Here is a 19631-nt window from a genome sequence, read left to right as displayed (position 1 = left end):
TTAAGATTGATTTACTTGGGTAATAAATGCGGACAGGGATTTGCCGCTTGTTTGAAAATCGGCTACAAATGCGTCAAGGCCATCGGAATAGCTGCCAAACATCCCGATGTATTTTTCCACGGCTGATTTTTCAGGTTTTTCTGTAGTGTAGGTTAAATATTGATGCAAGGAAACCTCCACGCCATACACCTCACCGGTTGCACCACGACGTATATAAACTTCTTTAAATCGCCCCCGGTTCTCTGAGTTGTCGAGTTGGTTAATGGTGAAAATTTTCCGGCGCTCAGTTTCGCTGACGGCCAGTAATGCGGCTATTTCATTATAGTTGTCACGAAACTTGGTTTGATCCAGCAAGCAGACGGTATCAGAATTATTGATGATACTATCTTTAACTATGCTATTGCCGATGATATCACCGAGTTCCTGGGTAACCACGATAGCTTCACCCCAAAACTTGCGAACGGTTTTATACAGATAAAGTAAATATCCAGCCATAAGCGGGCTGGCAATCGCCTTCCAGGCCTCCTCAACAATAAGGGCTTTTCTGCGATCGGAACGGTAGCGCATCTTTTGGATGAATACGTCCATTATCGAGAGCGTAACGAGTGGAAATAAAATTTTATGCTCTTTAATCGCGTCAATTTCATAGACTATGAAGCGCTCGGTGAAAAGACTTTTATCTGTTTCCTTATTGAGCATGGTGGCAAATTCACCCCCTTTATAGAACTTCTTCAGGACGTAGCGAAACTCGTCGAAATCAAAAACGATCTTTTCTTCCTGCTTGATTTCCGGAATTTTCTGAAGTGCAAAATCATAGAAGGTATCAAATCTTAACTCCCCGTTTATAGGGAAATTTGCCGCGTAATAAGCCGAGATGACATTGGAAATCACATCACGCTCAACCGGAGCGAGTGTCCCTTCGGCTCCCTTCCAGGCAACGCCAATCAGCGTACACAGGAAATCTTTTTTTTCGATGTTATATTCCCCTTCTGTCATTTTGAAAGGGTTCATCGTTATGGGTGACTTATCCGTATAGGTGATGTATTTGCCATTGTAATAAGCACATAAGCCCGAATAGGAATGACCCGTATCCACGATTACCACATCCATGTTATAAAGCATGTATTGTTCGATCAGGGCATTCATAAAGAAGCTTTTTCCTGAACCGCTGGGGCCTAATACAAATTTGTTACGGTTATTAATGCGGCCAGTCCTCATTGGCAAATCAGCGGGATCTATTCCTATCGGAATGCCCTGCCTGTCGGTAAAGCGCAATAGAAAATCGGAAGGCTCATCCTTTGGCAGGGACTCTTTAAAAAAGAAGCACATGGCTGCGTCACAAGTAGTCAGGAACCAGTCATAGATCTTTAATTCGCCGCCATTACCCGGCAATGCTGTGCGAAAAAGCTCTAATTGGTTATAGGCATTCTTGCTGGGGATAATCCCTAACTGAAATAACGAGCTTTCCACGAAATTGGCTGCCTTTGGCAAGGTTCCTTTGTCTGCACAGATTAGAATATTGAAATGTGCATTTACCAGTAATTGGTTTTCCCTGGCAACATCGGTTAGCAGAAGATCTATATCCTCAACGCAAAGTTGATTAGCGGGGTCAGGAATACCGGCATGTCGCTTCTTTTTTTGCTCCAGTTTCCGAAGGGTCATTACCTGATTGGGAATCTCGATGACCTGGTTGTAAACCACGGCATCACAACCAGGAACCTTGAAAAGGAAAGACAGGAAATCGATAGGAAATCCACGCGTACTTTCTTTGTCATTGAGTTCTATATGTGTCGAAACTTCAGGCGGAAGATCAATGCTATCAATATTTATCAGGCTGATGGAACGAACTGCGCGTTCTCCAAGATTAACTTCAGTTTCTGTGGGAGACAGGTTATTAAGACTGATCGACCTGCTTTTAAAGTCCATGCTAAGTATTTGCAGGACCAACTGGTTAATGGCAGCCTCGTTCATTACCTTACCGGACGGTAAAACGTCAAGCACTTTTCCTACCGCTTGCATAAAGTCCTGAAGGCCCTTAGCATCGTAAGTGTAAAAAGCCCCTTTTTTAACCTGTTTGGTGATGGTCAGGTAGGTTGAAATGCGAAGGCATTCACGGTTTTCAAAATGCGCGTTATAATGACGCTGCAAATATTCTTCGGATTCTTTAGCACGATATGCGTACCTGCTGATAATGTCATGCTTTTGAAGTAAATGGCCCTCGCCCAGAATTTTGACGATATTGATCAGCAGATGGTGATATTCTTCATAACCTGAAGGGTCGGCTGAATAACGGGTAACCGGGTTATTAATCTCAATAACAATAGAATATTCACCCGTTAGTCCAATGAGCAAATCATAATCGCCTTCCTTATTAATTCCCGCGTACGGGATGTTAAACAAGCTTTTTGCGGACATAATGATTAAGGATTAAAATGTTGGTGTTTCGGCTTTTGGCGTGAAGGCCACCTTTTTGCCTGGAGGCGGTGTAGAGCAGACCGCCGACTATACAGCCGATAAGTACAAATGCGCCAAGCCACATATTGATCAGGGACATAACCAATGCGCCGGCAACAAGCCCGGTAAGTAATGAGGCTAGGCCCCAATAGATAAACTTGCCTTTAAAGCCTTTGAAAATAAGGGGCTTCTGCAGCCCCTTATAAACAGCGAATTTCCTGGCCATTTACAATCCGAAGAAAGCTTTGATGACCAATGCTGAAACAACCAGGAAGACGCATGAACCGCCCCAACCCATCAATTCCTTGTTGATATCTTGGTCTCCGCTGTTCCATTTTGAATAGACGCGGATAGCACCAACGATACCGACAATACCACCAATGACGAGCGTAATGTTAGTTACCGGTGCAACATAGGTTTTGAGTGTTGAGGTGGCGGTGTTTAAACCATTTACACCACTTTGTGCGAATACAGGCACGGACAGAGCGATCAGCACGGCTGATGCCCATAGTTTTTTTGTTTTGTTAAACATTAAAAAGGAGAAAAAAATCGAAGCGGAGATCTTTTAAAGCCAGATGGAGAAAATGGCTGGGTATGCTAACAGGCGTTTAGATCACGATATACGCCCTGAACGATACACCCAATGGAGAATGGATGAAAAGGGTTACGATTGCGGTTAAATGCCGAAGATGGCACGGAGAAATACCCCCGCAAGCGTCATAAAGAGGGCGGCAAAGAACCACGCGGCGACATCCGCAGTGAATCTGTCCTTACCCATTTGCGCATTTTTGTAAATGCGTAACCCGCCGATGATGCCAAAGAGTCCGGCAACGATCAGCGATAAATCAAAAGCTGAAAAGAATGTAGATTTTAAATCCTGTTGTGCCTGTTGCATTTCAGCAATTCCCGGCTGGGCGGAAACTGAACAGGCGGCGAAGCAACAAGCCAGAATTAGGAGGGTTTTCCTCAATAACTAACTTGCTTAATATACTCTACCGCTTCATCACGGCAAAGATTAAACATGTTTTTAAGAGATACGCCGCCGCTTGCGTATATTGGAGAAGCGATGTCGGCGCTTGTTAATTCAGGTGTAAGCGCGACCGCGTTAACCTGTTCGCTAAAGGACAATTCAGTGGTATCATTGTTATCGTTAATTCGTCGATTTCGCAGGTGATCCCACGCAATAAGAATTAAATAATAGACGGAGTATAATCCGCCAAGCCATAGGATAAATTTAAACCAGTTCATAAATCATTGTTTTGAATAAAGTGTTTAATTATTGTTTTTATTTCGGGTTGGGTATCAAGCAAATGTTTGACTGCAAAGGCTACCAATTTGGAAACATCCACACTTGTAGCCATCTTAAATTGATTCATTGTCCGCACGGTTTTTTCGTCAAAACGGACATGCACCATACTTTTGTTAAGGCTTGTGTCAAATGCGAGAATGGCATCGAGTATAGCAGCTTCAAACTTTTTTTCTGCTTTGCGTTGCTTTTTGACTTGTTTATCGGTGGGCCTGGTTAGTTCCTGCCTCAGCTGGTCAGCCAGCGATTTCATGTTTTCCATATAAATGATCAGCATAAATTTTTTCAAAAACGGGGATAATTACCGGGTATAAGGAAATTGGAGTTTGGAAGGTGTTTGTGCGCTGAAAATCGATGCGGTCCGGTAGCACATCGGTAATTACTCCGAACTTGGAAAGCTGTGCATTAACTTCCTGCATGATCTCGAATTTGGCATTGGCTTTTATCCTGTTAGGAATAAACACCATTTTAATCTTGGGATTTACCTTTCGCAGAACCACCGTAAATAACATGGTTGATTCAAATGTGAACTCATCGTAAGCGAACGGGCATATAAAAAGATCAGCAGCATTAAATACGGCGAGCAAGCCATCATCATCAAGTTTACCCGGAAGATCAATCAGCACGACATCCTTGTTGTTTTTCATAAGCACCTCTTTCAGTACAGGGAAAGTTTCCAGGGTCGCTGAAAGAACCTCATAAGGCTCTTTATTTTCCAGTATTTTAGCCTTCTCATATTTTTGGGAAATGGACTGCTGATAATCCATATCGATCACAGTTACCGGACATTTTTTTGCCGATGTGAGATAGTTGGCGAGCACGAGGGTCATGGTACTTTTACCCGCGCCTCCTTTTTGGTTTCCAATAATTATGGTCATGATTTTATAATTTAACGGGTGTTGGTTCTTGCTTTCTTTTGTCGCCTGCGGCGCATGCCATGTATTTGCTGGTCATCCACATCATCTGCTATCCATACCGGGCGAATCATTGATGCAACTGCGCTATGCTCATCTTCGAACTCAGCTTTCTGGGGTATAACTAAAAATGATTCCCCATTTTCAGCTAATAGTTCTTTTAACGGTAGTACTTCACTACCCTTAAAAACCATTTTCCTGTCGTGGTCAATGATGGAATAACCATAGGGCTGCTTGCCTTCAGCCGAATGAAATAAGATTTCAACCTGATAGAAATCGGACAAAAACTCTTTAAAATCCTGGCGATGTTTGAATTGCCTGAATAATTCGCGCAGTTCAGCGATACGTGATACCGGCCGCTCATAGTTATTGATCTTGTCGTTGATTACTTTTTCATCTACATCCTTACCCGGCAAGCCGAGGCTTTCCATAATCATTAAAAACTGTGCTCGGGTGCTAAACCTATAGGTTAAGGCTTTGTCAATGCCCAGTACTTCTTTAAGATTACCGATGGCGCGAAGCTTTTCATAAGCACTGTTTATTTTTTTGCCTTGCTTATCAACCCTTACAGAAACGATATGAACGTGGTTATTATCGGTGTCTTTATGATAAACGATCAGGTAGGGCTGCTTACCGTAACCCATTTTATCAAGCCATGCTACTGCAATTGCAGTGAGTTCCTTACTTGAATAATTTCTGCCTCTTGCGGAGAGAACCGCGTGAAACTGCGGTTTTTTTATGCGTGTGTTTTGTGAAGCAACCATTTGCAGGTAATTAATGTAATCCTGCGGCCGTAACCGGCTTAGACCTTCCAATGAACCGAAATTGGCTACCCGCATCAGATCGCCTTTATTCCGGTCAATTTTATTGGTGTTGTAAACCACGCCGCTGAACTTAGCCGATGAGGAAAGAATTTTGACGATCATAAAATATAACTAAGGATCTGTGTAGCAGAGGCGCTGTATTTCTGTATAACCTTATTTCCGAATAACCCTGTATCGGGGTTACTAAATAGCTATGGATCGTTATAACCTTGTTGCTGAATAACTTTACAGCCGATGAGCTTTATAACGATATACCAGCATATCATTGAAGCCTTATACCAGACTATCCGGCGAGCTATATAACTGAGTAACTAAATAGCTATAGATCAATACAACAGGCTATCCAGATAGCTTAATAGCAGAACAGCATATCTCCAGATCTGTATAACCAACAAAGAGTTATGTTTTTCCGACGAGCCTGATCACTTTGCGTAAACTAATTTCGAGTTGTTGTTGTAATTGTAGGTATTTTAAAAAATGGGCATCGAATTGTTGAATTATTAGCGGCGACATAGCACCTTTTAATTTTAACGTATTAGCATGTTTTGCTAACTGGTTTACATTATTTCCAACTCTGCCCATTTCCGCGAAGATGTTATCCAGGCTTATGATTAGCTCTTTTGCGTTTATGATAGTTGTACCCGCATTGTTTAATACCCTTCTTCTCAATAACTCAGTTTTGCTGATGCCCAATGTTTGCTCCAGGGAGACGATAAGATTGTATTCATCCTCTGTGAATCTCGTATCAATCTTTTTGATTCGTTTTCCGCTCTCCAATTGGGGCCTGCCCTTTGCCATTGCTAATCCTCCATAAAAAAACGAGTTGCGAAGTTTTCAAAATCCCCCCGGAGGGCAAGATCCTTTTTGTCGGACAAAAAGACATCTTGCCGTAGGAAAATCAAAGATTTTCCCGGATATCTAATTCCGAATTTAGCAGCCTAACGGCGATGTAAAACTCCGGATTGGGGAATAATAACTTCGCCAATTTTCGGTTCCTGAATTTTAGTGGCGGCAACCAGTTTATCATTATAATCGTTAAATCCTTCAAAAGTGAGGGACCGGTCACTGGCATAAGGTAGCGCTGAGATAAATTCTTTGGAAGCAGTCAAACCTGATTGATCTCGGTCGAAATAAATATCAAGGGATGAAAACGATTTTGCCTTTTCAATTCCCTCAGCCAATAAAGCAATGGTATTTAAAACTATAACACTATGATCCGAAATTGCATTTTCCGTTTTCCAGCTGAGGTAATTTATAAATCCCTCGAATACCACGGCTCTTTTTGAATGCCCTTGTATAAAACTTATTGCTTTATGTCCAAGGCATCCCTTGAAGTATTTGTTCCGAACTTCCCAGGAGTCTTTTTCGTTTTTCCAACCGGCGGCATAAAAGTTTTTTCGTTCACCTTTATGATCCTGCACAAAGTAGTATACTTCATGAAGTGTTTCTTTCGCCTGTTCAAAAACCTGACGTCTCTTAAGATATTCTGTAATGGCAGGATGTGTCCCGATCTCCTTTGTTTCGACTACAATGTAATTTGGAACCTTAACAGATATACGGGGGCGCAATGGCTTTTTCTCAATTGAGGATATATTGCAAACATCCTGTATCTTTTGAATCACCTCGCCAAAAGATAAATGCGCCCATATGGCCAGGCCGAGATCGACAATATTCCCGCCTTTGCGAGTACCGTGATCAAACCAGACCCCTAATTCATCATTAACGCTGAGCGACGGTTTAGTGTCGTTTTCTCGCAGAATACTGATATACATTTTTTCTCGCCCATATTTTTTAATAGGCTGATGACCAAGGCGCGCTAAAAAATCGACAAGGGATGCCTGATCTTTCAACTCTTTTGCTGTAAGTAATACTGACATTTTTTAAAAAGTTAAATGGTTAATACTGGGGGAGGGCCCGGACTCAGGTTAGCTTAGAAATGACGATAGACTTTGCGAGCAATTCAATTTCAAATCGGTCTATTCGCCAAGCAGCTGAATGATCACCATCCTTTCTGACTATGATCAGACCATCTCTGACCCAATTTTCCACTGTCGCGCGGCCAAAAGCCTTAAAAGCTTCACTTTTATTGAGGTAAGGTTTCACCTTTCCCGTTTTGATCAATGCGGAGAGTGCGCCGAGTTGGGCGGCAGCTTCCGTGATTAGTTTGAGTTGAAAAGGATTAATTTCCATGTACCGGCAGCGGGTAACGACCCCGGTAATTCATTTCTGCCGGTAGATATTTTCGGGATTACTAACGTCGCATCCTACGATACGGGCCTTCGCCTGCCTTTGCGCTTTCAGTTATTGATATGCTTTCAATCTCACCTTCGCAAAATTTCCTGCTTATGGCAGGATAATGTTTCATCCCTGTACGTCAAAGAGCGTTATAAGCCAAGCGCTTATAGCTTTCTATCTGCCACTGGCAAATAGGTGTGCCTGTTACTGGCAGCGGCAACGCTGTCCAGCTTAGTTCTGTCAAGAAATTTTTTGGAACTTATTCCGGGCACAGTCAAATGAGAAATCAAATGCTCTGTTAACCAGCGGTCAACATTGCTTCGGCCGTAAATACGGTAGGCATCTGCCTTGCTGATCAAAGGGCTGATAGCCCTGCTTTCGGCAATTGCATTCGCCACGCCGGTATTAACCGCGTTTAGCATTAACAGAGATAAATCCTCGATTTTCATGAAGCCAAAGCACGGCTTTAGGGGCACGCTAAAACAGTGAAAGGGGGTGAAAGAATCCTTTCACCCCCTTTCAAAAGCAGCAATCAAAATACAAGAACTGATTTTGTATTTTACTGTTATTCAAGTAAATACGAAATAGACAATGAGATGGGAAGTAAATTAGACTGAGGCAAGATCTTTTAAGAAAAAGTGAAAAGATTGTTGATTGAGATCGAATTCTGTTAAACATTCACTTTCAAATTTGCCGCAAAAGCCGCAAATTTGGCATACGCTATAAAAGCAAGCATTTTAATTATGTTAGAAAACGCAAAGCTTAAATTTACATTCCTGAAACTAGGTATGGCTGGTGAGTTCACTGAGCGCGCCGAAAAATTGGGTTTGTTTAATCTTGGCGATCTGATGTCTGTTAACCTGGCGAAATTAAAGGCCCATAGGGACTTTAATTATATGTGGTATGCGGAAATGTTGACCATGCTGAAGAACCATGGCCTTCTGAACGAATTTCAAAAGCGCACATTGGAAGCTTAATTATAATTGGAGAGATTGTAATTAGTATTTAGCCAGTTGAGCATACTGATCAATATGGCCTTTAATTTTTGAGCCGTTGCATGCTCTACTACGCTCGATTTCTTCTGAAGGCTTTCCGCTGAAATAAAATCTGTATTCGGTGTATAAAAATGTCCGGCAAAAAAAGAGAAAAGCTCCCCAATATGCTCCTTTGCCAAAACACCCTTTTCTACCAGCAAACGTAGAAACAGCCCAAATTGCGCTACCGATAGATTGACCAGCATCCGTTTTCCACTACGTTGGTAACGGTCATCATTCGTTAATTGAACACTAATTTTCAATCTTTCCTTGACCAGGAAATACTTCTCCGATAGAAATTTATTGAGTTCATTATATAGTTTGTGTTTCTCCCAGGGGCTTTTCAGGCCTGAATTAACAGACAATTCGTATAGGTGACTTTTTAAATCCAATAATTTTTCCTTTTGTTCGATCAGGCCACTCTGTTCAGAAATTCGTTCATTCCATAGTTCCAGGCAAAAAAGGAAGAAATCGGGAAGGTTAAAATCGTTGATGATTAGAAAATCTATAACATGTGCAGAATCCGTAAACTTCTTTTTAACCAATGCCTCCACAAGTTTACGGACATAGTTATCGTCCGCTCTCTTTAAAACTCTTCGATTAATAATATGGTTAAGGCCTTTAGTGAGCATTGCAACAATATTTGATTCTATTTCCTGACGCTGTAAGTGGAGGGAAGCGGTTGCGGCCAACAACCTTAATTCCTGTTTAATCCGAAAAATAGCATAGCGGCTAAAAGCGATTTGGCCGGCAATTTTAGGAAACCTTTTCGCCAGTATATCAAGAAAGTCTTCAAACAACCCGCAGGTCGACAAATAACTTTGTCTTATGCGGGCTGCTCTCGGATTTCTTTGCCATACTTTTGCATACCGTGTCAGATATGCACTAATGGTATCGCTCAGATCAGTGATATAAATTATGAGCGCGGTAGTATTCGTTTTTTTTTCATCCGATACGAAAACGGATTTAAGATTATGATCAGAAAGTTCTTTAATAGCTGTGACAAGGAAAGTTTTCCATTTGTCGAACTCGCCGTCAGTCAAGGATTGTCCGGCGATATTGTTCGGATGCAGCGATTCTTTTACGAATTGTTGAAGTTGAACGGAGACGTTTTTCATATAGAATATATCGTTGTTCCATGAGGTACATAAAAAGATTAATGATGATAAGGTGATAATGCCTGATGTTTATGATCACTATTTATGGTTATTTGATATTTTTAATATTTGGTCTATTTGCTTAAAAGCTTCCAGGACTTTGCCAAGCTGTTCAAAAGTATGAGTGGCCATCACATTCATCCTGATCCGTGCATTCTTTTTCGATACGGCAGGATACATGATAGGATTAGTATAAACCCCGGCTTTGAGTAGTAGGCGACCGGCTTCCAGTGTTTTAGGAATATCACCAATTTTGACCGGGATAACCGCCGATGCTGTGGTTCCTACATCAAAACCGGCAGAGATTAAATTGTTCTTTAAAAAGTTAATGTTCGCCCACAGTTTTGAGCGCCATTCAGGCTCTTCATCCACTAATTCAATGGCCCGTAATATTCCAAAAATGGCCGGTGTAGCTGTGGTTGAAAACAAATGTTGTTTCGATTGATATTTCAAATACTCGATCAGGTTCGGTTCACCAAGTACATAGCCGCCGATATTGCCCAGTGCTTTACTAAAAGTACCCGTGATGATATCAACTTTATCGAAAGCATTATCCAATTCGATTACACCGCGCCCGGTTTTGCCCATCACGCCAATTCCATGTGCATCATCAACCACCAAATAGCCGCCATATTTATGAGTAAGATCTGCAATCGCGCCAATTGGGGCGAGATCACCGTCTTGGCTATAAACACCATCAATGACGACCATCCGTGTACGATACTTGTCATGCGTGTTTTTCAATACCAGTTCCAACATTTCAAGATTGTTATGCAGGAAAGTTTTGACATTGGTGTTGAGCGCACCTTCATAAACACTGGCGTGGACCGCCATATCTAAAATGATCAAATCTTCTTTATGTAAAAGGCATTGTAAGGTTGCGCTGTTGGCTGTATAGCCGGTGGTATATAGGATGGCTTCTTTTTTCCGGTAAAACGCCGCAATTTTTTCTTCCAGCATTTTATGGTAAATAAAATGGCCACCAATGGCCGGCGATGCGCCGGAGCCGGTACCAAACCTACTGATCCCATCAATTACAGCTGCTTTGATTTTTGGATGCTGACTAAACCCGAGGTAATCATTGGAAACAAGACAGACAGACCTCGTAGTTTCCGTATCTCCAGGTAACAATAAATCCATTTCCGGACCAACCGGCGATATAGATTCGATTCGATAATTGAGATGACCGTTGTTTCTCAGGAAATCGAGATACTCGTGAAACTCGGTTACTGTGGTGTAGAGGCCTTGGCCAGGGACATTTTCAAAGTCCTTGAAGCTTGCATTTTGGAAATTTATTTTCATAGTCATGAGGTTAGGCAATAAAAATAGGTCTCGGTTTTCTCAAAAAATGGGACATGAAGTTAATTCTTTAACAATTAGTTAACATTTCTTTGGCATGTCCCAACTTTAGAATTTTTGCCCCATAATTTTGGCTATCAGGAGGATTTCAGAGGATTTTTTGAAAGATTAATAAGTTAATAACCATGTTAAATTACACCGTCACTCAGGTACTCGATAATGCAGGCGATTTTTCTGAAGAGTTTAAAACAGCATTAGAAAAAAAACTACACGTAGGAATATACAAGAGCAAACAGATTATCCATGCGGCCGGTCAAATAGAAACAAATCTCTATTTGGTGGAGACGGGCTTTGCTCGTAGCTATTATTATGACCGTAAGGGGTTCCAGCACACTGTCAGATTCTACTCCCCAGGAGATCTGATATTCTCCCACGAGGGCTATTACAAAGTACCATCCTTTTATTATACTGAATTTATGGATACATCGGATGCCATCGCACTCAATTATAACGACTTGAACGATCTGCAAAAGGTATTCCCTGAAACCTCTGTTCTTATCAGATTCGCGCTTTTAAAAAACCGCAATGAAGAATACGAGCGGCAGAAAATTTTGGCGCTTCCGGCCAATAAACGCTATCATCGTTTACTTGAACATAACCTCACTATCTTTCAAAAAAGCCCTGCGAAATTTATTGCCTCATACCTTAATATGTCAAGGGAAACTCTCGCCCGGCTCATGGGCAAACAGCAATCCCAGATGTGACGATTATCACTAAAAAAAATCTAAACTTCCAAAAAAGTTGTAGCAATGGTATTGATAAATTGTAATCAATATCATCGCCATTTTTTTTAGGAGTATCGAGCTTTATCGTACAATTTACCGACGATGAAACGCTCTGATTTACCTGATCTTATATCATTCTTTTTGATCCTGATGTTCAGCTACGCTGCCGCAGGTAAGCTGATGAACTTTCACTCATTCCGAACACAAATGCTGGTGCAGCCAGTTCCAAAATGGTCCGGTGTTTATTTAATTTATTTGGTTCCCCTATCAGAAATAGTAACAGTTACGTTTTTGCTGTTTAAAAAAACCAAGGCTATCGGTTTTTACACTTCAACATTTCTGATGTTGTCGTTCACTATTTATGTGGGCTTGGCAATAACCGGGACTTTTGGAAGCATTCCATGCTCCTGTGGTGGTATAATAGGAAATCTAGGCTGGCCGCAGCATTTTATCTTCAACTTAATATTCCTTTCACTAAGCATATACGGAATATACACAGATCAAAAAGAAAGGAGGTTTATAGGCAAGTAAATCAAATTCAATTTTGCTTAAAATATTCAAGAGAATTGATGAGCACGGGATATGGTTCCGAAAAGCCTTAGTCACTGAAATATTTTTTATAATTAAAGTTTTCGCTGCTTTTGATTTATAAAGTCAGACATCAATATGAAAAGAAAAATTTTAGGTTTCGCAGCGATTGCTATCGCATTAGCTGCAAGTGCTTTTACCGTTCCAGCAACTAAAGCCTCTGGAAAATTTACCAGTTATAAATGGTTTAGTATTTCTGCAACCAATTTAAACCCTGGTGATCCGGTTCAAAGATCAGTGGCTACTTATTTGGGCGAAGGTACAACAGCGCCAAATCCGGGTAACTGCAATGGAACGGCACACCAGTGCGTATCTGGATTTTCATCAAGCCAGGTTAATTCAAGTAACCAGCTTATCAATGATATGCAGGTACCACAGTCCACACCATTAAGGAAGCCCTGATCAATGAAGAAGGCTGTCGTTTTAGACAGCCTTCGTTTTAATATCCTGCATTTTGATTCAAAGCAGGGTTACTTTTTATTTCCGCGTCAGGAATTGGATATAAAATATCATTATGAGTCCAATTCGCTTTTGAAGGTTGCAAAACCGCATCGACACGATTTGTTCGCTGCAGGTCAAACCACCTGTTACCCCATTCACAAAACATTTCTGATCGCCGTTCTTTTTCCAGGGCCAAAAGTAAGGAAACCTTATCAGTGGCTGGCGTATTTGCTAACCCGGATCTGGTTCTTATCAAATCGATGTCGGCTATGGAACCGGTTAAGTCACTTAAATTTGCTCTCGATTCAGCCCGTATTAAATAAAGCTCTCCCAATCTTATAGCAAGATAATTTTCCGTAGCCACGCCGTTTGTTGTACCAGCTTTGTATTTAAAAGGGTATGGATAGCTTATTCCATTAACCGAACTACTACTTATCCAATTTAATTTTCTTAAATCCCCAGGTTCAAAGGAATTATATAAAGAATTACTCAGTACGTACTTAGGCGCGGCATTAGGATCTGATGGTACGAAATTATATCCTTCCCAAGTTTCCATGCCGGGAAAAACTGGTAAAAACTTCCAAATAGCCTCCTTGCTGTTAGCTAAAAACACATCGCCAAGATTATCCTCTAATTTATAAAGGCCTGAATTAATTACAATACTGGCGTTATTTTCCGCCGCCTTGTAATTCTTCCGGTATAACTGAACTTTTGCAAGTAGCGCTGTAGCGGAATAGTAGCTTGCTCGTTCTGCGGTACTGCTTTTCGGCAAATTCGCCTGAGCATAAGTCAGGTCACTTGTAATTTGAGAATAGATGGAATCTACCGATGCTCGCCCTTGGGTTTGAGATATACGATAATCCGTAGTGCTCACAACCGGAACTGGGCCGTATAAATTTGTAAGATAAAATAGAATAAATGCTCTGATTTGCCTTGCTTCTCCCGTAAGCTTTTGTTTCGCTGACGTGGAAATTCCTGGACTTTCACTTATACCTTCAATGCAGGCGTTAGCATCATATATGAACTTGTAAGCCGAGTTCCAAAGCACCTGATTGAAACTATTACGAATATTTATTTGATTGCTATAAAATTGGCTAAGGTCGGGGTCATTCGAAGTTTGAGAGAGTTCATCCGCCGAAAGACCAGGATAAGCAGTAAGCCCGCCCGATGTAAATGAAAAACCGAAATTTTGCATCATATCAACGTAGATACCAACGATTGCGCTATTGGCGCCAACACTGTCAGTAAAAACCTTTGTTTTTTCTAACTGATTTTTTGGCGGACCGACCTCAATGGATTTCTTACAGGAGAACAATGCATTTACTAATATTGCCGCAAAAACGACTAAGGTTATTTTTATTTTCATGTCTTTAAAAGTTAAGTTGGAGACCGCCGGTAATTGTTCTTAATGTAGGTATACCGTAGAAATTTTGTGTTTCAGGGTCGTTCCCCTTATACCGGGTGACGGTAAAGAGATTCTGCGCATTTACATAAACTCTGATAGCCGAGGCGTTAAGTTTTGACAGAACACTTTTAGGTAAAAGATAAGACAGCGATACAGTCTTTAGTCTTAAATAGGATGCATCACTGTAAATTCCATCTGAATGCCGGAAGCTTGTCAACGCAACAGCTGCGTCTCCATACTGAGAAGCGTATTTTTGAAAAGCGGCTTGATCACCGGGTGCTTTCCAATGTGCATCAATAAGTGCTGCAGGTTGGTTTGCCTCTACACCTGGTGTTCCATAAAGCTGGCCGAAGTAATTAGTACCCAACTGTTTTTTAAATTCAAAAAAGACGCTTAACTGGAAGTTCTTATAATTGAGATTATTCGAAAAGCCACCATAAAATTTAGGGTCAAGGTTGCCTAAATCCTGATAATCGTTTAAATCACTTCCTGATGCCTCTTGTGGCGCATTGGTAATCTCACCGTTTTTGTTATAAAACTGAAATAGTCCTGTAGTCGAATTTACGCCCGCTGATTTAAAGCCGATTTTCTCATTAATTGAGCGTCCCAATAAATATGTCGTCGCATAGCTTGAGGTTGAAAGATTAGGAAAGGCCAATAATTTGTTTCTGGGGATAGATGCATTAAAGGATGCATTCCATGAAAAATCCTTTTGACTCAAAATTTTCGCCTGAACTGAAAATTCCCAGCCTGAATTCTGAACCAGTGCAGGAGAATTTTCGATTACACTCGAAAAACCGGTTTGGTCAGGCAGAAGATACATGATCAACTGATTACCCGAACGATTTCTGTACCAACTGGTGGTCAACAAAAATCTATCCTGCCAAAAGCCCAATTCTAACGCAACTTCCAGTTTTTTCGTCGTTGCCCACCCAAATTGGTCATTGGCCAAATTTTGTGGCAGGTATCCTAAAATTCCGCCGTAATTATAGAACGTAGGCGCATACCGGGATATAAAATTATAATCTCCGATTCCGTCACTACCGGTTATGCCGTAGCTTGATCGAAGTTTACCATAGCTAAAAGCAGAAAACTTATCCTTTATGAAGCTTTCCTCACTAAATATCCAGCCTGCTCCAACAGATCCAAAATCTCCAAACTGTTTGTCCGAGCCAAAACGGCTTGATCCGTCGCGACGCGCGTTAATGTCGAGAATATACTTTCCGTCCCATCTTGTATTTAGACGGGCAAATACCGCTGTATATTTATAAATTAATGTGGCGTCAGACGCGGTTTGGGTAGGTGCACCCGAAATGGAATGAATGAGTTCATCATTAATATACCCGGAACCTTGTATTTGATTAGTATTGTTTGTTCGTTGCTGGTAAGTTCCACCGACCAATAATGAGTATAACATCTTTTTAAAGCTGTTTTTATATTCAATCTGAGGCTCTATTATCCAGGTTTTGATATTATTATTTCCGAACAATGCGGTTGCTACCGGGCTATATGCCGGGTTTTGGCTTGACTTGGGTGATGCGGAAAACTCTGTAGATTCCAGTGAACTATAACCGTTGTTTGCTCGAATTGTCAGTCCTCTTAAAATGTTGTAGGATAAATTGAGATTTGCATTCAAGGAATTAGTGTTGACACTATATGGAGCCTTAAATGAAGTATAAGGGTTAAATGCAGCATAAGAACCGTCTAAAGGAACATTATTGTAATCCCAAATCAAATTACCCAACTTATCTACCGGATTTGGATAATTCGGTTCTAAAGAAAAAGCTGTCAGCAAATTTGGGCTTGCCGAAGAATTGTTCCTATCATAGGAATAGGAGGATGTAAAATCAAGAGTAAATTTTTTATCAATGGAGCTGTGATGGAGGTTTGAAGAAAAACTGAACCGGTTATCACCGTAATCACCGGGAAAAATATAGGTATCACGATTAAATCCCGCAGCTAAACGAAACTGCGTATGGTCGGAACCACCCGATATGGCAGCATTCGTATTTAAATGATGCGCTGTATTTCCGATAAAGTAATTTTTCCAATCAGTATATTTTGATTGATCAAAAACCGTAAGGTCGGGAGCATATCCCGGATCATATAATATATTATTAGGAGTTATATGATCGTTCGAAAATGCTTCACGGCGCATACTGAGATATTGCTGCGTATTCATCATAGGCATAGTATGCCCGATCACGCTAATACCATTATCGACGGTCATATCAAAACCCGTTTTTCCGGCTTTTCCTTTTTTTGTCGTTATCAAAATGACGCCATTTCCTCCCCGGGAACCATAAATTGCGGTAGCATCCGCATCCTTTAAAACTTCGATACTTTCAATATCGGCAGGGTTAATGCTGTTGAATGGACTAATTCCACCGTAAGGATTTCCATAATAGGAACCCTGGCCTGGCGAGTTCGCAGAAGAAAATTGATTGATATTATCATTTTGAGCAGCCACTGGCACCCCATCTATGATAAATAATGGCTGGTCCTTTTGGGACAAACTTCCCAGGCTTGAATTTAAGGTATTTTGCCCCCTGATCTGAACAATAAACGAGGAACCAGGAACACCACTTGATGCGGTTATTGACAATCCGGCAACTCGGCCCTGCAATGCTGCCAAAGGGTTAGCCACAGGCTGTTGCTGAATTTCGTTACTGGTTATCTTTGTAATTGCGCCAACTGAATTGCGTTGTGTATTAGTTCCATAGGCGATTACGTGAACTTCGTCTAACGCGGTCAATTTTTGATAAAGTATGACTTTTAGCTCTGTTTGCTTTTCAACTTTGACTTCAAGGGTTTCAAGGTTTGTTGCGGTGAAAACTATAGTTGGCTCAACACCAACTACCTTGATTTTAAATTGCCCTCTGTCATCACTCACAGTTGCCTGATGAGTTCCCTTTTGGGTTATGGTAATTCCGCTGAGCGGTTTTAGCTGTGGGTCGCTAACTGTTCCGGTAATCGTTTGAGAAAAACTGACTAAAGGAAAAAGCAAACTGAACAGCAAAATGATAAATTTCATTTTGATTTATTTAATTAAGGTTAATTATTTAATTGATATTGTCGCGATCCTTTACGATCAGGAATTCAATTGGCCGCAACTCTTTGGTTAACGAAAAGCCTTGCTTTTGAAGGCTTTTGGAGACTTTAACTGGATCTGATGTATCAGCAGGTAAATCCAGCCAAACATTTGAAGTGTAGCCTGTTTCATCTAAGACCGGTATTTTATATAAAGCTTCAAGCGCATTTCTTAACTCGGATAAAGGCCGATTGTGGAAGTAAACCGGCAATCCAAGTTGTTCGTAAATATTTGTTTCTGATTTGCTTTGATCACTAAGTTTTGGACTATTTCTATTTGATGATTTTATCACCCAGCAAGTGTCTATAACTTTTGCGCTGTCAAGAATAAAGGGAAAGTACCGCGCCAAATCTTCTTTAACATATCGAAGTGCTATATGCCTGGGAACAGAAGGAAAAATAGCTTCATAACCGTACGCATTCTTTCGCAGAGCAGAGTCCGTTTGCAGATTTTCCTGTATCATATCAGCATGTTTGGTCTGCATTTTGATGCGTCCAAAAAAATGGTTGTAACCTGGATTGGCCAATTGGATCAAGTTGAGGACCGTGGTATTGTAATCATAAATCCGTGTTACATTTCCAATCGAATCTGTATCAAAACCTCCTCCGGTTAACTGTGGCGTATATCGAAAAAGCATACTTCTCATACAATATGACAATGGCACTGTTGAGCCATTGCCATTGACCAGCAACGGTTTAGTGTAATCATTTTCTACTTTTACTATTTGGCGTAGCGGCACCTCATCGCTTCTAATAATTTTTGCAATGTTTTGCTCGTTAACTTCCTCCGCATCAGTGATCTGTTTGACAATTCCATTTTGTATCCAGACATACCTCCCCATATATTGAATATTGAACATAGTTCTTAGTACCGAATCCTGAACTACTGACGGCAGGTTAAAAACCTTGTTTCGTGCCTTAAAAAATTTAATGATCCTCGACGGAGAATCGAATTTAGAATCTATATCTACAGGCAGAAAAAAAACATCTTTGCGGAATTTATTTTGAAGTGCTTGAATAAGCGGAAAGTGCTCCACACAGGGCAGACAATAAGTGCCCCAAAAATCGAGTATGACCAGTTTATCTTTAAAGTCGGAAAGGCGAATCTGGTTTGTTTTATAATTGACAACATTTTGAATGACAATATCCGGTACCGGATCGCCAATCTTTAAGGGCTCGGAAGTATATTTAAATTGGGCATTAGCCTTGAAAAAAAGKCATAGCAATCCCAATACGATTAAAATCGTTGATTTTTTCATGAAATATTAATTGAAAATTTTGAAGAAATAAGAAAATTAACCACTTCGATAATGGCAACCCGTGTTTAACTATTAACTGACCGGGTTGCCATTATCATGAGGTCATTCTGGTGGACAGATGACCAATTGCCATACGTTGAACTTACTTTTCTTCATTCCCAGTAGTGATTTTAGCTTCTGACAATGCGTGCTGTAATTCAGCGCGATGGTAAATTTCAGATACTAAAGCTGGGAGGTTTCCGAGGCCGGAGTTTTCAAGATTTTGCAGTGAATTTGCACCCTGGGATTTGGCCAGGCTCCGTGTAAACCAGTCATTCAATTCCTGCTGGAACTGATCATAAGGCACGGTATTAAACCGCTCCATTATTTCAGTTAAGGAACTAAATTCAGGCATTTCAGGAAGTGCATTTTTCGCGTCCATGTTTAATGATTATATTTTCATTATCAGGAGTCTGCAAGAGAGATTGAGTTCTGTAAAAATACTACAGGCATGGTTCCCAACTTATCGCTCCTGAGGATGTTTCGCACTACCTATAAGCACAACAAGAAGGGAGCCCATACCTGTAGCATGGGCATTCCGGCTTCTCATCTTGTGCTCAGTTTGAAAGTGCGAATTTTCAGGAGCAAGACTCAAAGCGAATGCTTCAATATTTTCGAAGTATTCGCAAAAATAACATAAGTGACCAAACACTTATGAGTTTATTTAGCTTTTATTCAATTATCAAATATACTCACAAATTTCCAAAATAGGAAAAATTCTTCCTACTTTTTAAGTTTGTTTTAATCTCCCTTTGGTCAATGGGAAGTCAGTACAGGGATCAAAAATTTATAGAACAGGTT

At 40.8% G+C, this 19631-nt stretch carries 22 protein-coding genes; 4 read left to right on the top strand and 18 right to left on the bottom strand.

Annotated elements, in window-relative coordinates:
- From AC1DU2_RS28820 to AC1DU2_RS28765, 12 genes are all read right to left on the bottom strand, one after another.
- Positions 1–2415 (bottom strand): TraG family conjugative transposon ATPase, encoded by a 2415-nt coding sequence (locus AC1DU2_RS28820; RefSeq protein ID WP_477388871.1) that lies wholly within the window; start codon positions 2413–2415, stop codon positions 1–3.
- Positions 2393–2680 (bottom strand): plasmid transfer protein, encoded by a 288-nt coding sequence (locus AC1DU2_RS28815; RefSeq protein WP_310098375.1) that lies wholly within the window; start codon positions 2678–2680, stop codon positions 2393–2395. Before AC1DU2_RS28815 ends, AC1DU2_RS28820 begins: the two co-directional genes overlap by 23 nt.
- Positions 2681–2986, bottom strand: coding sequence for a DUF4134 domain-containing protein (locus AC1DU2_RS28810; protein WP_310098378.1), 306 nt, complete (start codon positions 2984–2986; stop codon positions 2681–2683).
- A 144-nt stretch (positions 2987–3130) separates the two neighbouring features.
- Positions 3131–3424, bottom strand: coding sequence for a DUF4134 family protein (locus tag AC1DU2_RS28805; protein ID WP_477388868.1), 294 nt, complete (start codon positions 3422–3424; stop codon positions 3131–3133).
- Positions 3421–3702, bottom strand: coding sequence for a hypothetical protein (locus tag AC1DU2_RS28800; RefSeq protein ID WP_477388866.1), 282 nt, complete (start codon positions 3700–3702; stop codon positions 3421–3423). The genes AC1DU2_RS28805 and AC1DU2_RS28800 overlap by 4 nt, the downstream gene beginning before the upstream one ends.
- Positions 3699–4022 carry a hypothetical protein gene (locus tag AC1DU2_RS28795; RefSeq protein WP_477388864.1) on the bottom strand — a complete coding sequence of 108 codons (324 nt, stop codon included), beginning with the start codon at positions 4020–4022 and terminating at the stop codon, positions 3699–3701. The genes AC1DU2_RS28800 and AC1DU2_RS28795 overlap by 4 nt, the downstream gene beginning before the upstream one ends.
- The gene (locus AC1DU2_RS28790; protein ID WP_477388862.1) at positions 3997–4638 is read right to left on the bottom strand and encodes a ParA family protein; all 642 of its coding nucleotides are present in this window, start codon (positions 4636–4638) and stop codon (positions 3997–3999) included. The genes AC1DU2_RS28795 and AC1DU2_RS28790 overlap by 26 nt, the downstream gene beginning before the upstream one ends.
- 11 nt (positions 4639–4649) lie before the next feature.
- The gene (locus AC1DU2_RS28785) at positions 4650–5600 is read right to left on the bottom strand and encodes a relaxase/mobilization nuclease domain-containing protein (protein ID WP_477388860.1); all 951 of its coding nucleotides are present in this window, start codon (positions 5598–5600) and stop codon (positions 4650–4652) included.
- 297 nt (positions 5601–5897) lie between these two features.
- Positions 5898–6296 (bottom strand): plasmid mobilization protein, encoded by a 399-nt coding sequence (locus AC1DU2_RS28780; protein ID WP_477388858.1) that lies wholly within the window; start codon positions 6294–6296, stop codon positions 5898–5900.
- Positions 6297–6436: 140 nt separating this feature from the next.
- Positions 6437–7375 carry a toprim domain-containing protein gene (locus AC1DU2_RS28775; RefSeq protein WP_477388856.1) on the bottom strand — a complete coding sequence of 313 codons (939 nt, stop codon included), beginning with the start codon at positions 7373–7375 and terminating at the stop codon, positions 6437–6439.
- A 43-nt stretch (positions 7376–7418) separates the two neighbouring features.
- Complete coding sequence (locus tag AC1DU2_RS28770; RefSeq protein ID WP_310098405.1) at positions 7419–7688, bottom strand: hypothetical protein; 270 nt, start codon at positions 7686–7688, stop codon at positions 7419–7421.
- Between the two features lie 209 nt (positions 7689–7897).
- The gene (locus tag AC1DU2_RS28765; protein ID WP_477388853.1) at positions 7898–8182 is read right to left on the bottom strand and encodes a hypothetical protein; all 285 of its coding nucleotides are present in this window, start codon (positions 8180–8182) and stop codon (positions 7898–7900) included.
- 294 nt (positions 8183–8476) lie between these two features.
- On the opposite strand from AC1DU2_RS28765, the gene AC1DU2_RS28760 reads away from it, so the two are divergent.
- Positions 8477–8710, top strand: coding sequence for a hypothetical protein (locus AC1DU2_RS28760; RefSeq protein WP_477388851.1), 234 nt, complete (start codon positions 8477–8479; stop codon positions 8708–8710).
- Here AC1DU2_RS28760 and AC1DU2_RS28755 read toward each other — a convergent pair.
- Both AC1DU2_RS28755 and AC1DU2_RS28750 read right to left on the bottom strand, forming a co-directional pair.
- Positions 8707–9885 carry a hypothetical protein gene (locus AC1DU2_RS28755; RefSeq protein ID WP_477388849.1) on the bottom strand — a complete coding sequence of 393 codons (1179 nt, stop codon included), beginning with the start codon at positions 9883–9885 and terminating at the stop codon, positions 8707–8709. The genes AC1DU2_RS28760 and AC1DU2_RS28755 overlap by 4 nt on opposite strands.
- Before the next feature lie 78 nt (positions 9886–9963).
- Positions 9964–11226: an aminotransferase class I/II-fold pyridoxal phosphate-dependent enzyme gene (locus AC1DU2_RS28750; protein ID WP_477388847.1), complete on the bottom strand. Its 1263-nt coding sequence runs from the start codon at positions 11224–11226 to the stop codon at positions 9964–9966.
- A gap of 182 nt (positions 11227–11408) precedes the next feature.
- Between AC1DU2_RS28750 and AC1DU2_RS28745 the strand changes: the two genes are divergently transcribed.
- The 3 genes from AC1DU2_RS28745 to AC1DU2_RS28735 all read left to right on the top strand — a co-directional run bounded on the left by AC1DU2_RS28745 (position 11409) and on the right by AC1DU2_RS28735 (position 12998).
- Complete coding sequence (locus AC1DU2_RS28745; RefSeq protein WP_477388845.1) at positions 11409–11987, top strand: Crp/Fnr family transcriptional regulator; 579 nt, start codon at positions 11409–11411, stop codon at positions 11985–11987.
- Positions 11988–12110: 123 nt separating this feature from the next.
- Entirely contained in the window at positions 12111–12539 is a 429-nt protein-coding gene (locus tag AC1DU2_RS28740) for a MauE/DoxX family redox-associated membrane protein (RefSeq protein ID WP_477388843.1), read from the top strand.
- Positions 12540–12674: 135 nt separating this feature from the next.
- Entirely contained in the window at positions 12675–12998 is a 324-nt protein-coding gene (locus AC1DU2_RS28735) for a hypothetical protein (protein WP_477388841.1), read from the top strand.
- 37 nt (positions 12999–13035) lie between these two features.
- Here the strand turns inward: AC1DU2_RS28735 and AC1DU2_RS28730 are convergent, their stop codons facing one another.
- The 4 genes from AC1DU2_RS28730 to AC1DU2_RS28715 all read right to left on the bottom strand — a co-directional run bounded on the left by AC1DU2_RS28730 (position 13036) and on the right by AC1DU2_RS28715 (position 19212).
- Positions 13036–14403, bottom strand: coding sequence for a RagB/SusD family nutrient uptake outer membrane protein (locus tag AC1DU2_RS28730; RefSeq protein ID WP_477388839.1), 1368 nt, complete (start codon positions 14401–14403; stop codon positions 13036–13038).
- 4 nt (positions 14404–14407) lie between these two features.
- Positions 14408–17476 (bottom strand): SusC/RagA family TonB-linked outer membrane protein, encoded by a 3069-nt coding sequence (locus tag AC1DU2_RS28725; RefSeq protein ID WP_477388837.1) that lies wholly within the window; start codon positions 17474–17476, stop codon positions 14408–14410.
- Positions 17477–17504: 28 nt separating this feature from the next.
- Positions 17505–18791, bottom strand: a complete 1287-nt coding sequence (locus tag AC1DU2_RS28720; RefSeq protein WP_477388835.1) for a TlpA family protein disulfide reductase — start codon at positions 18789–18791, stop codon at positions 17505–17507.
- Positions 18792–18933: 142 nt separating this feature from the next.
- The gene (locus tag AC1DU2_RS28715; protein ID WP_477388833.1) at positions 18934–19212 is read right to left on the bottom strand and encodes a hypothetical protein; all 279 of its coding nucleotides are present in this window, start codon (positions 19210–19212) and stop codon (positions 18934–18936) included.
- Positions 19213–19631: the final 419 nt, after the last annotated feature.

This window comes from Mucilaginibacter sp. P4_C11 (assembly GCF_056402115.1).
Note: the sequence above shows the minus strand (reverse complement) of the source record. Positions and strands in the feature narration are given on the sequence as shown.

Coding starts and splice junctions, on each gene's coding strand:
- AC1DU2_RS28810 (WP_310098378.1), bottom strand. CDS start 2,986: ATGTTTAACAAAACAAAAAAACTATGGGCATCAGCCGTGCTGATCGCT.
- AC1DU2_RS28815 (WP_310098375.1), bottom strand. CDS start 2,680: ATGGCCAGGAAATTCGCTGTTTATAAGGGGCTGCAGAAGCCCCTTATT.
- AC1DU2_RS28740 (WP_477388843.1), top strand. CDS start 12,111: ATGAAACGCTCTGATTTACCTGATCTTATATCATTCTTTTTGATCCTG.
- AC1DU2_RS28785 (WP_477388860.1), bottom strand. CDS start 5,600: ATGATCGTCAAAATTCTTTCCTCATCGGCTAAGTTCAGCGGCGTGGTT.
- AC1DU2_RS28715 (WP_477388833.1), bottom strand. CDS start 19,212: ATGGACGCGAAAAATGCACTTCCTGAAATGCCTGAATTTAGTTCCTTA.
- AC1DU2_RS28755 (WP_477388849.1), bottom strand. CDS start 9,885: ATGAAAAACGTCTCCGTTCAACTTCAACAATTCGTAAAAGAATCGCTG.
- AC1DU2_RS28765 (WP_477388853.1), bottom strand. CDS start 8,182: ATGAAAATCGAGGATTTATCTCTGTTAATGCTAAACGCGGTTAATACC.
- AC1DU2_RS28735 (WP_477388841.1), top strand. CDS start 12,675: ATGAAAAGAAAAATTTTAGGTTTCGCAGCGATTGCTATCGCATTAGCT.
- AC1DU2_RS28760 (WP_477388851.1), top strand. CDS start 8,477: ATGTTAGAAAACGCAAAGCTTAAATTTACATTCCTGAAACTAGGTATG.
- AC1DU2_RS28775 (WP_477388856.1), bottom strand. CDS start 7,375: ATGTCAGTATTACTTACAGCAAAAGAGTTGAAAGATCAGGCATCCCTT.
- AC1DU2_RS28780 (WP_477388858.1), bottom strand. CDS start 6,296: ATGGCAAAGGGCAGGCCCCAATTGGAGAGCGGAAAACGAATCAAAAAG.
- AC1DU2_RS28820 (WP_477388871.1), bottom strand. CDS start 2,415: ATGTCCGCAAAAAGCTTGTTTAACATCCCGTACGCGGGAATTAATAAG.
- AC1DU2_RS28750 (WP_477388847.1), bottom strand. CDS start 11,226: ATGAAAATAAATTTCCAAAATGCAAGCTTCAAGGACTTTGAAAATGTC.
- AC1DU2_RS28745 (WP_477388845.1), top strand. CDS start 11,409: ATGTTAAATTACACCGTCACTCAGGTACTCGATAATGCAGGCGATTTT.
- AC1DU2_RS28800 (WP_477388866.1), bottom strand. CDS start 3,702: ATGAACTGGTTTAAATTTATCCTATGGCTTGGCGGATTATACTCCGTC.
- AC1DU2_RS28790 (WP_477388862.1), bottom strand. CDS start 4,638: ATGACCATAATTATTGGAAACCAAAAAGGAGGCGCGGGTAAAAGTACC.
- AC1DU2_RS28730 (WP_477388839.1), bottom strand. CDS start 14,403: ATGAAAATAAAAATAACCTTAGTCGTTTTTGCGGCAATATTAGTAAAT.
- AC1DU2_RS28725 (WP_477388837.1), bottom strand. CDS start 17,476: ATGAAATTTATCATTTTGCTGTTCAGTTTGCTTTTTCCTTTAGTCAGT.
- AC1DU2_RS28770 (WP_310098405.1), bottom strand. CDS start 7,688: ATGGAAATTAATCCTTTTCAACTCAAACTAATCACGGAAGCTGCCGCC.
- AC1DU2_RS28795 (WP_477388864.1), bottom strand. CDS start 4,022: ATGGAAAACATGAAATCGCTGGCTGACCAGCTGAGGCAGGAACTAACC.